The following is a 10,359-nucleotide window of genomic DNA, read 5'->3' as shown; positions in this document are numbered from 1 at the left end:
CGCGGCACGGTCGCCCTTGGCCACCAACCGGACGAGACGCTCCTCGTCCAGCTCACCCGGTGCCTTCCCGACTGATCTCACACCCTCTAGACGGCGGTCCCGGACGCCGGGTTTTCCCGTTGACGTGATCCCCGTCACACAGAAAGAGGGGAAGCGGCCCCAGCCGCCGGTCCTGCGCGGGGCCGGTCCGAGGCGGCCGAGGTGAGGTTCCGGTCTCGGCATGCGGGCGCGAAGAGCCGGCCCGGTCAGCGGCTGCCCGGCCGGGCCCGGGACATGGGTCGGACCGTGGCGGCACCGGGGATGGGGATCGGCGAGGACGAGCCGCAGAAGGACTCTCCGCGACGTGTGCGGGGGCGGCGTATGAAGCGGCAGCGGGTCCGGTGCCCGGGGGCCGGGGCGCGTGGGCCCCACCAGTCTCGTCCTCCCCGGCGGTCCACCGCTGATCCGCCGTCAGCCGGGCGGCCGGTCCTCGATCGGCGTGCCGGGGTCCGGCACATCGGTGGCACCCTCCTCGAACAACGCCGCGGAACAGGTGCCTTCGGGCGCGAGGACCGTCACGGGAGTGAGCCGCCGCAGAACGCCGACACGCTGCCCGGCTTCCTGCGCGCACCGCGGCAGGGGGGAGCCTTGCGCCGTCGGCCCGACCACGTGAGCCGGGGTCCGGTTGCCGGACGGCCTCCGGGCCCCCGCCCGCCCTGTCCGGATCGCCCGTCGGCGCGGCGCTGGTCAGTCGACGGAGGCCATGAAGTCCAGCATCCTGCGGTTCACTTCCTGCGCGTGGTCGATCTGCGGTCCGTGTCCGGTACCGGTGATGATCTCGGCACGGGCGCCCGGTATCAGGCGCGGAACGCGCTCCCTCTGCCGCTCGGGGTGGAGCAGGAGGCTGCGCCTGCCGAGTACCAGGTAGAGGGGCGTACGGATGGTGGACAGTTCCGTCTCGGACAGGGGGAGCGGTGCCGGGCGACGGATGCGGTAGGCGCGGACCGCGGTCCTGACCATCGTGCGCAGCTCGGGCATGACCAGGACCGGTTGTTCCAGCCAGGCCGCCAGACGTGGGCGCAGTGATGCGGGTGCGAAGGTCGCGAAGAAGCCGGCGAAGATCCAGACGAAGAAGCGCAGCCCGACCTTCTCGAGCCCGCCCGGGTCGAGCAGGGTGACCGACGCGAGGCGTTCGGGCCGGCGGTGCGCCTGGTTCAGGGCGAGCCAGCCTCCGTAGGAGGTGCCGACGAGGTGGACGCGTTCGAGCCCGAGCCCGTCGAGCGTCTCGTCCAGCCACTGTGCGGCGCGTTCGGGCTGGTGGATCGGCTCGCGCTGCACGCTGCGGCCGGGGTCGCCGGGAGTGTCGACGGCGTAGACGGGGCGGGCGGCGCCGAGGGCGGGGGTGTTCGGGTACCACATGGCGGAGCAGGAGCCCGCTCCGTGCACCAGGACGACCGGGGTGCGGGACCGGGCCGCGGGGTCGGCGGGTCCGTAGCGGTACACGTGCGTGGTACCGAACGCGGTCTCCACGTCCTGCTCCGCGAGGGCGGGTGGTCCCAGCGCGTAGACGGCGTCACAGGCGGCGAAGTAGCGCTCGCGCCAGGCGTCGCTCACGTAGCGGCCGACGTCGGCCTGGGTGCGGGCAGTGGTCTCGGACACGGCCACCTCCGGAGGGGCTCGGTTTCGTGGTACGAACGTATCATGATGTTGATACGGATGTACCATAAAACGGCCGGGTGCGGATCCGGCGGACGATGAGCGGAGAACCAGCATGCCCAAGCGGGTGGACCATGCGGAACGGCGCACCGAGATCGCGGAGGCGCTCGTCCGGGTCGCCGGGCGACGCGGGCTGCATGCCGTGGGGATGCGCGACGTGGCAGCCGAGGCGGGCGTGTCACTGCGGCTGGTGCAGTACTACTTCGAGACCAAGGAGAAGTTGCTGCTCTTCGGACTGCAGCACCTGACCGAGAGGTTCGGGGAGCGGCTCGCCGCCCGCATCCGAGCCGCCGGGGACGGGCCGGGGCCGCGCGCGATGGTCGAGGCGCTGCTGATGACAGCGCTGCCGACCGACGAGGAGAGCCGCGTCTTCCACCACCTCTACACCTCGTACGCCGTGCTGGCCGTGACCGACCGGACGCTCGCGGCCCAGCCCTTCATCAAGGACCCCGACGCAGCCGAAGGCGCCCTGACCGACATCCTCCGGCAGGCGCAGGCCGCGGATCTGCTGCAGCCCGGCGTGGACGCGCAGTTGACGGCGGCCGGTCTGCTCGCGATGTCCGCGGGGCTCGGCACCGGCATCCTCGTCGGTCAGCGCAGTCCCGAGTCCGCAGCCGCGGTTCTGGACGACCATCTCGACCGCATCTTCCGCTCGGCCGATGCGGCAGGCTGACGCGACAGCCGTTCGTGGTCCTGCTGTCCGAACGGCCCGTAGCGGCGGGTGAGTTCGCGGCACGCTTCCACTGAGGTCGACGGAGCGAAGGTGAGCGCGCAAGCGGGTTCCTCCGTGTGCTCCCGCAACGGCACACCTCCGCCCACCCCTCGCTTTCGGCGCTCCGCCACTTCTCGACCGTCGAGGGAGGCTCCGGGCGAATGCGATCGGACGGCGTGCCCACAGCGCGCCTCAAGAGCTCCGAAGCCGGTCGACCGCGGCCCTTCGATCACCGAGCCCGTGTCCGCACCGCTGCCGCCCCTCACGCCGAGGACCCGTGGAAACCCCGGCCGCACGCCGGCCGGGGTTCCTCACCTGGCCCATCCGTGCGAGGTGGAGGCGGCCCGGCGCCACCGAGTGGATTCGGGGGCCGGTCGGCCCCGCGTGGACGATGACGGGATGATGGTCGGCATGCGTATCCGCATCGACGCCGTCGACCTGCCCGGCCTCACCTGCCCGGCCCCCGTCGAGGGCAAGGCCCCTGCGTACGGCAATGTCCACGTCGCCGTGCAACGCCGCGACCGTCCGGCCGAGGTCCTCGCGCCGCAGCCCGGTGACGCACCGTCCGCGACCTGGACCCTGGAGTGCACCACGAGCGTCTCGCCGACCGGCATCGAGATCGAAGGCCCCTACGTGCAGGACCGTCTGGGCCGACGGTTCATCTACCTGTCGTGGGGCACGCTCGACGAGTCGGGCACCTTCACGATGTTCCGCCGCGCCAAGCTGATGCTCGACGTCATCCCCGCCGACGTACTCGCCGCCGCCGCACGCGACGGACTGCTGGTCGGACGCCTCGGCCTGACCGACGCTCAGGGCGGGCCCCTCTGCGCACGAGTGCAGCCCCCGCACATCACCTGGACCGCCGAACGCACCGGCTAGGACGGGTCGCGCACCGTCCCGGGCCGGCATCAGGCCCCGCCGTCATCGGCTCCTCATCGCCCGAACCGTCCCACGGCATCATGCAGGCGTGATCACCATTCATCTGAAGTACGAGATCGACGCCGACAAGCTCGACGATTTCGAGGAGTACGGCCGCCGCTGGGTCCGGCTCGTCAACCGTTTCGGCGGGACGCACCACGGCTACTTCCTGCCGAGCGAGGGCGACAGCGACATCGCCTACGCCCTCTTCTCCTTTCCCAGCCTGGCCGCGTACGAGCAGTACCGCACGGACAGCATGTCCGACCCGGAGTGCCAGGACGCGTTCCGACTGGCCCGTGACACCCGCTGCATCAAGCGCTACGAGCGCCGCTTCCTGCGACCGCTCGACGGCGTGTCCTGAAGCTCCGAACGAAGGCGAGCCGGACTCCCCCTCCGGTTGGCGGCTCTCAGGCCGGCGGACGGCGCGGGAGGTGGTTCTCCCGCGCCGCTGCGCGCAGCGCCGCGACAACGGCCGTGGTCGTCGGGTTCGCGGTCTCGGTGTGACGCGTCGCGGCGAACAGCAGGCGCAGGATCGGGTGGTCCTCGATGGGCGCCGTGCGGATTCCGGGTGCGGCCGGGTCGATGGCCGTCCGGGGGACGAGCGCGGTGGCGAGGCCGGCCCGTGCGAGGGCGAGCTGGGCGGCGATGTCGGCGGTGACGTAGCGCGCCGTGGGCTCCCGCAGGGCGACGGGCCGTTCGCCGCCCCGGTCGGCCGAGGTGACGACGAGCAGCGGATCGTCGAGCAGCGGGGGGCGGGAACACCGGGGCGCCTGCCATCTGGCGGCGGTGCGCCTGTGCGGGCTGAGCGCCCGAGAGGCCATGATCGTCAACCTCGGGGTGGGACGGGCGGCCCACTACGGCTGGCCCGAGCCGCAGCCCGCCGCCGAAACCCTGGCCCCCCGGTGGCGGCGTGCCGAGCGGCTCACCGACGAGTTGCAGGCGCCGCTCTACGCCACGCTTGCCCTTCTCGACGACGAATCCCTTGACGTGGTTGTCGTCGGGGTCACAGGCCCATACCGCGACGCAGTCGGCGAAGGTGGCGTTGCCGGTCCACTTCTTGGCGATGGTTCCGGCGCCGATCACAGGGCCTGGTGGGAACTCTCGGGAACTTCGGCGCACTGCGGGCCCCGTCGCGGCATAGGCTGCAAGGAAAGGGGCGTACGCCCGCCTCGTCAGCGCCCGCACCGTCGGCCACCAGCCCGAGAGCGACAGCCATGACGACACTCCGTGAACGCAAGACCTATCGCAAAGCGGTTCTCCGCTCCCTTTACGAGGCCGTCGAACGCAATCGTCCCGAGGTCAGCGGAGCGACCCTGCGTGACGAGGTCCGTCTTCCCGACGCGGATCTCTCCGCGGCCTGCTCCTACCTGGCCGACGCGGGCCTGATCACCGTCGACTGGACCTCGCACCGGACTCCCGCCACCGCGTCACTGACCCATGAGGGCATCCGCGTCATGGAGGAGGAAGAAGAGTCGGCCGCACCCCCGCAGAGCGACTGACGCGAAGCCCACGGCCGCCGCCCGCCGACGCCCGCCCGAGACGCGAACCTCTCGCCGGAGGGTGCGGGCCGGGCCGCCGCCACGGCAGCGGCCGACGCGCCGGGCGGGTCCGGGCGGTCGCATGCGGCCACCGCGCCGGCCGCCGGGCGCGCCCCGCGCACGCGTCGCGGACGATGTGACCTTCCTCCCGTGGGGGTGGTCCCGGGCGGGTCGCCGGAGTGCCCCGCGCGGGCGACGGTCGCTGCGGCACATCCGTCGTCGCCGGAGGTCACAGGGCTGCGGGCGGCAGTGGGCGGCAGAAAGGACCCGCCCACGCAGAGCAATATCTGTTCCCGCGGAATGAGAAATCGGTGCGGGACACGGCCAGTATTCCTCGGACCCAGGACGAAACGCAATTGTCGACCGTGCAGGGCCGATCGCACCGTGCTACTGTCGATCTCAGTTGCAGTTGTGGTTGCCAGCAGGTTCATTTCCGTTGGGGTAATCATCACGGCGACACGGAATTCGCACAGGGCGAGTTCCTGACACCGTCTCCGAAGGAGAAATGAAATGGCTACTGGCACCGTGAAGTGGTTCAACGCGGAAAAGGGTTTCGGCTTCATCGAGCAGGACGGCGGCGGCGCCGACGTCTTCGCCCACTACTCGAACATCGCCACCCAGGGCTTCCGTGAGCTGCTGGAAGGCCAGAAGGTGTCCTTCGACATCGCGCAGGGCCAGAAGGGCCCGACGGCCGAGAACATCGTTCCCGCCTGACACCGGCGCTCACGCATACTTCGCAGCTGGGGCCCGCACCTCTGGGGTGCGGGCCCCGGCTCGCTGCGTTTTCCGGGCGCGGCCCGCATCACTCATGGCTCGTTCTCGAAATTCTCTGCGCCGCCTCTTTGCTGCGGGAATTCCTTGCCACGTGCCGTATCAAGGAAGGTTCCGCATGAATCGCACACACAAAACCCGCACATATGATCGCTTCAAAGGAGGCGCTGCCGCCGACCGCTCCGGTGGGCAGCGGCGTGCGAAGGATCACGGAAAGCGACAGGCCGTCCGGAGCGAGTTCGCGCCACCAAAGACGGTCACACCCGCCCTGCCCGCCGTCGCGTCGTTCGACGATCTCGCCATGCCCGCGCGGCTGTTGGCCACGCTCGGCCGCGAGGGTGTGACCGTACCGTTCCCCATCCAGGGGGCGACCCTGCCGAACTCCCTGGCCGGTCGTGACGTACTCGGCCGCGGTCGCACCGGTTCGGGCAAGACCCTCGCCTTCGGCCTGGCCCTCCTGGCCCGTACGGCGGGGCGGCGTGCCGAGCCGCGGCAGCCGCTCGCCCTCGTGCTGGTCCCCACCCGCGAGCTGGCCCAGCAGGTCACCGACGCGCTCGCCCCGTACGCCCGCGCGGTGAGCCTGCGGCTCGCCACCGTCGTCGGCGGGATGTCCGTCGGCAGGCAGGCCGGTGCGCTGCGCTCCGGGGCCGAGGTGGTCGTCGCGACGCCCGGACGGCTCAAGGACCTCATCGACCGGGGCGACTGCCGGCTGGGCGACGTCGCCGTCACCGTCCTCGACGAGGCCGACCAGATGGCCGACATGGGCTTCATGCCGCAGGTCACCGCCCTGCTCGACCAGGTGCGTCCCGACGGGCAGCGGATGCTCTTCTCCGCCACCCTGGACCGCAACGTCGACCTGCTGGTCCGCCGCTACCTGACGGACCCGGTGGTCCACTCCGTCGACCCGTCGGCGGGCGCGGTGACCACGATGGAGCACCACGTGCTCCACGTGCACGACGCGGACAAGCACCGGACGACCACCGAGATCGCGGCGCGGGACGGCCGGGTGATCATGTTCCTCGACACCAAGCACGCGGTGGACCGGCTGGCCAAGCACCTGCTGAGCAGTGGCGTGCGCGCCGCGGCCCTGCACGGCGGCAAGTCCCAGCCGCAGCGCACCCGGACCCTGGCGCAGTTCAAGAGCGGGCAGGTGACGGTGCTGGTGGCGACGAACGTGGCGGCACGCGGCATCCACGTCGACAACCTCGACATGGTCGTCAACGTGGATCCGCCCAGCGACCACAAGGACTACCTCCACCGCGGCGGCCGTACCGCCCGCGCCGGCGCGTCCGGCAGCGTCGTCACCCTGGTGACCCCCGGCCAGCGGCGCGGTATGACCCGGCTGATGGCTTCGGCGGGCATCACCCCGCAGGTCGCCCAGGTGCGTTCGGGCGAGGCGGAGCTGAGCCGCATCACGGGCGCCCAGGCCCCTTCCGGTGTCCCGGTCGTCGTCAGCGCGCCGAGCGTGGAACGCCCCCGCGGCGCGTCCGCACCGTCCCAGGGCCGCCGGGGTGGCCGGGGTCGCGCGGGTCAGGGCCGGCCCGTCGGCGAAGCGGGGCGCCGCAGGGCACAGCGGCGGACCGGCTTCGGCTCGGCCGCCTAGGGGGTGTTTCGAGAGTCCCGCAGAGCACCCACACAGGACTTTCGAAGCACCCCTAGAGCCGCCGTGATCACCAGCCCATCCTTTCCCTGTTGGAGGCACCTATGACGCCGGCTCAGACGCCGCCCCGCGCAGTGCATCGCTCCCGCGCGGTCGCGGTCGCGGCCGACGACGGGGACGGGCCCGGACCCCGGGTCCGTGACGACATGACGGTCGAGGTGGCTCTGTCCCTCATGGCGGGTGCCCGTGTCGACCACCTCGTCCTCTGCGACGGGGACGACCAGAGCACGGGCCTGATCACTCTGGCGGGGCTCACCGTTCTCCGGGACAGCCCCACCTACACGGACCGGGTCCGCCTGCGGGACGTCCTCGCCGGACCGTTCCCCCCGGCCGGCGCCCGGCCCGGAGCCGTCGAGGGGCACGGCCGGACCCCGGGCGTCCCCGCCCTCGCCCGCTGATCCACTCGCCCCGGTCAGTCCGTTTCTTTCTCATCTGTGAGGCATCCATGCGCTGTGTCATCGCCCGGTACCCGTTCGAACTGACCAAGGACGGGGTGCTGGCCTCGATGAAGGGCATCACGCCCGAACTCGTCACGGGTGAGTCCGTGACCATCGGCCGCCGCCGCTACCCGGTCAAGCAGGTGGGCCAGGTCATCACCCGGCAGGACCGCCGCGACTTCACCAGCGGCGAGGTCGTCCGGGCCATGACCCGCCTCGGCTTCGTCTGCCACGACCACCTCGAGAGCGCGCCGGTGGGCGTCCCCACTCCGCTCCAGACCGCGTCGGCGCTGCTCGGCGGTACCGCCTCCCCGCAGGAGTGAGGCCGGCGGACACCCGCCACCCAAGACCCGACGAGGGCCCTGCCGACGCGCGTCGGCAGGGCCCTCGTCGTCGTACCGCCGTCCCGTCGTGCGGGTGGGGTTCCGGCGGTCCCTCGCCGCTGTGAGCACCGTGTTCGCGCCGCACACGACGACCCGTTCCGCCCGTTGTCGCGGGCCGCACGTTACCTCGGACCACTGGGCGCCAAAATCTGCTCTTGTCAGAGTAGACATTGGCCCCCGATGCGGTTAGTCTTCTTCTCGTTGACACGGTCAAGTGAGACCCGGCAGACACGAACTGGCGGGTAGCAGTACCAGAAGATCGCAGGTCAGTACGGTCTCGGAGTTCCGAGACCAAGGAGCAAGGACGGAGGAGCAAGGCGCCATCAGGATCGCCCGGCCCGAGCGGATATCGGACCGGGTACCGCAAGACCCCGGATTGGATGGTGGTCCCCGGTCACGCAGCCGCGATCCCCGCACCCCTCCCGCAGCCGGGCCGGGTAGCGGAAACAGAAGGTCGGCACAGCATGAGGGCCGACAGATGGTGTTGAATTTCCTTCGGGGCCCTGGTGCCGTACGGCACCAGGGCCCCTCGACGCGTTGTACAACGAGGTGACATGGCAGCAGCAGATACTCCACTCAGCGATCGTCTGGACGACGACGACTACCCCGCATACACCATGGGCAGGGCCGCCGAGATGCTCGGCACCACCCCTGCCTTCCTCCGAGCCATCGGCGAGGCCCGTCTCATCACGCCGCTGCGCTCGGAAGGCGGACATCGCCGGTACTCCCGCTACCAACTGCGGGTCGCCGCCCGCGCCCGCGAGCTCGTCGACAGGGGAACCCCCATCGAGGCCGCTTGCCGCATCGTCATCCTCGAGGATCAGCTCGAGGAAGCTCAGCGCATCAACGCCGAGTACCGCCGTGCCGCGAACGAGGCGTCCGAGCGCGCCGGTTCCGGTTCGAGCTGATCGCGGTGGGCGCGGGCGGGCCGACTCGCGTGTGTACGACTCCGGGACCCGGACCTGTGTCCCGCCGCGCCGTGCCGGCTCGCTCGGACGACTGTGGGGTGCGGCCGGCGCCGGCAGGTCTTCCCCCGGCCGTCGGCGAAGCCCGGTCGTCGGTCGGGTCCCGGACGGATCTCCCTCACCTATAGGACAGCCGGCTGCCGCGAGGCGGCAGGACAGCCGGGTTTCGGGCCGCTCCCCGTCGATGAGTCCGGCCAGGCGCAGGCGCAGCCGCTTTCCCCCTGCTGTTTCGACATGGGTCTATGTTGACGTCTTTCGATCCAAGGCGCAGGCTGGTCATGGCATCAATGAACGTCGATACAAGCCGTTCCGGGGTGCGGACGACGCGCCCCGTCGGCCCAGGAGTCGAGTCATGTCCGAGCACGCCACTGACCTGCGCGAAGCCGTCCGCCGACGGTACGCCGCGGCGGCCGTGGAGGTCGCCGACGGCGGTACCGCCTGCTGTGGGCCGCAGCCCGTCGAGGTCGACGAGAACTTCGGCGCCACCCTCTACGCCGCCGAGGAGCGCGACGTCCTGCCCGCGCGGGCCGTCGCCGCGTCGCTCGGCTGCGGCAACCCCACCGCCGTCGCGGAGCTGCGGGAGGGGGAGCGCGTGCTGGATCTCGGCTCGGGCGGCGGCATCGACGTCCTGCTCTCCGCCCGCCGCGTCGGACCGACGGGGAAGGCGTACGGGCTGGACATGACCGAGGAGATGCTGGCCCTGGCCCTGTCCCACGCGCGGAAGGCGGGCGTGGCGAACGTGGAGTTCCTCAAGGGGACCATCGAGGCGATCCCGCTGCCCGCGCACACCGTCGACGTCGTGATCTCCAACTGCGTCATCAACCTGTCCGTCGACAAGCCCGCCGTCTTCGCCGAGGCCTTCCGGGTGCTCAGGCCCGGCGGCCGCGTCGGCGTCTGCGACGTCGTCGCCGACGACGCCCTCACCGCCGCGCAGCGCGCCGAGCGCGGTGACCACGTGGGGTGCGTCGCCGGTGCCCTGTCCTTCGCCGAGTACCGCGCCGGACTGGAGGCCGCCGGCTTCACCGACGTCGCGATCACCCCGACCCACCCGGTGGCCGACGGCATGCACTCCGCCGTCGTGCGCGCGACGAAGCCCGCCGACCGGAACACGACGAGCGGCTCGGTTCCGGCCGCGGACGAGTGCTGCGGCGTCACCGCCTGCTGCGCGTCGGACGAACGGGCCGCCGGCCGAGCGACCCCGGCGGCCGAGGCCGAGGACGCCTCCGGGTGCGGCTGCCGGCGGTGACGGTCCGTCCCGCCCGACGCCGCCCGGAAGAGGG

The 10,359-nt window shown here is 71.6% G+C and carries 12 protein-coding genes; 10 read left to right on the top strand and 2 right to left on the bottom strand.

All coding sequences use genetic code 11. The features are described 5' to 3' along the window. Window positions 1-726 precede the first annotated feature (726 nt). On the bottom strand, window positions 727-1,638 hold the full coding sequence (locus tag ACZ4YY_RS10650) for an alpha/beta fold hydrolase (protein ID WP_468286531.1): 912 nt from the start codon (window positions 1,636-1,638) through the stop codon (window positions 727-729). Between the two features lie 112 nt (window positions 1,639-1,750). On the opposite strand from ACZ4YY_RS10650, the gene ACZ4YY_RS10645 reads away from it, so the two are divergent. The 3 genes from ACZ4YY_RS10645 (at window position 1,751) to ACZ4YY_RS10635 (ending at window position 3,686) form a co-directional block, all read left to right on the top strand. Continuing rightward, on the top strand, window positions 1,751-2,368 hold the full coding sequence (locus ACZ4YY_RS10645) for a TetR/AcrR family transcriptional regulator (protein WP_468286528.1): 618 nt from the start codon (window positions 1,751-1,753) through the stop codon (window positions 2,366-2,368). A gap of 450 nt (window positions 2,369-2,818) precedes the next feature. Further along, window positions 2,819-3,286 carry a DUF5990 family protein gene (locus tag ACZ4YY_RS10640; protein WP_468286525.1) on the top strand — a complete coding sequence of 156 codons (468 nt, stop codon included), beginning with the start codon at window positions 2,819-2,821 and terminating at the stop codon, window positions 3,284-3,286. Window positions 3,287-3,374: 88 nt separating this feature from the next. Then, window positions 3,375-3,686 (top strand): NIPSNAP family protein, encoded by a 312-nt coding sequence (locus ACZ4YY_RS10635; protein ID WP_468286522.1) that lies wholly within the window; start codon window positions 3,375-3,377, stop codon window positions 3,684-3,686. A gap of 46 nt (window positions 3,687-3,732) precedes the next feature. Here ACZ4YY_RS10635 and ACZ4YY_RS10630 read toward each other — a convergent pair whose 3' ends face one another. Next, the gene (locus tag ACZ4YY_RS10630; RefSeq protein ID WP_468286519.1) at window positions 3,733-4,146 is read right to left on the bottom strand and encodes a LysR substrate-binding domain-containing protein; all 414 of its coding nucleotides are present in this window, start codon (window positions 4,144-4,146) and stop codon (window positions 3,733-3,735) included. Between the two features lie 393 nt (window positions 4,147-4,539). Between ACZ4YY_RS10630 and ACZ4YY_RS10625 the strand changes: the two genes are divergently transcribed. The 7 genes from ACZ4YY_RS10625 to arsM all read left to right on the top strand — a co-directional run bounded on the left by ACZ4YY_RS10625 (window position 4,540) and on the right by arsM (window position 10,325). Beyond that, complete coding sequence (locus tag ACZ4YY_RS10625) at window positions 4,540-4,824, top strand: hypothetical protein (protein ID WP_468286517.1); 285 nt, start codon at window positions 4,540-4,542, stop codon at window positions 4,822-4,824. A 549-nt stretch (window positions 4,825-5,373) separates the two neighbouring features. Next, window positions 5,374-5,577 carry a cold-shock protein gene (locus ACZ4YY_RS10620; protein ID WP_028799214.1) on the top strand — a complete coding sequence of 68 codons (204 nt, stop codon included), beginning with the start codon at window positions 5,374-5,376 and terminating at the stop codon, window positions 5,575-5,577. Window positions 5,578-5,752: 175 nt separating this feature from the next. Next, on the top strand, window positions 5,753-7,237 hold the full coding sequence (locus ACZ4YY_RS10615; protein ID WP_468286514.1) for a DEAD/DEAH box helicase: 1,485 nt from the start codon (window positions 5,753-5,755) through the stop codon (window positions 7,235-7,237). A 203-nt stretch (window positions 7,238-7,440) separates the two neighbouring features. Next, window positions 7,441-7,692, top strand: a complete 252-nt coding sequence (locus ACZ4YY_RS10610; RefSeq protein WP_468286512.1) for a CBS domain-containing protein — start codon at window positions 7,441-7,443, stop codon at window positions 7,690-7,692. Window positions 7,693-7,739: 47 nt separating this feature from the next. Next, window positions 7,740-8,054, top strand: coding sequence for an SCO5918 family protein (locus ACZ4YY_RS10605; protein ID WP_468286509.1), 315 nt, complete (start codon window positions 7,740-7,742; stop codon window positions 8,052-8,054). A 614-nt stretch (window positions 8,055-8,668) separates the two neighbouring features. Then, window positions 8,669-9,022: a helix-turn-helix domain-containing protein gene (locus ACZ4YY_RS10600; RefSeq protein ID WP_468286503.1), complete on the top strand. Its 354-nt coding sequence runs from the start codon at window positions 8,669-8,671 to the stop codon at window positions 9,020-9,022. A gap of 409 nt (window positions 9,023-9,431) precedes the next feature. Then, window positions 9,432-10,325: an arsenite methyltransferase gene (gene arsM / locus ACZ4YY_RS10595; protein WP_468286497.1), complete on the top strand. Its 894-nt coding sequence runs from the start codon at window positions 9,432-9,434 to the stop codon at window positions 10,323-10,325. The last annotated feature ends 34 nt before the right edge of the window (window positions 10,326-10,359 follow it).

This window comes from Streptomyces sp. NPDC030143, from assembly GCF_055573695.1.
This window is presented reverse-complemented; position numbering and strand designations above follow the sequence as displayed.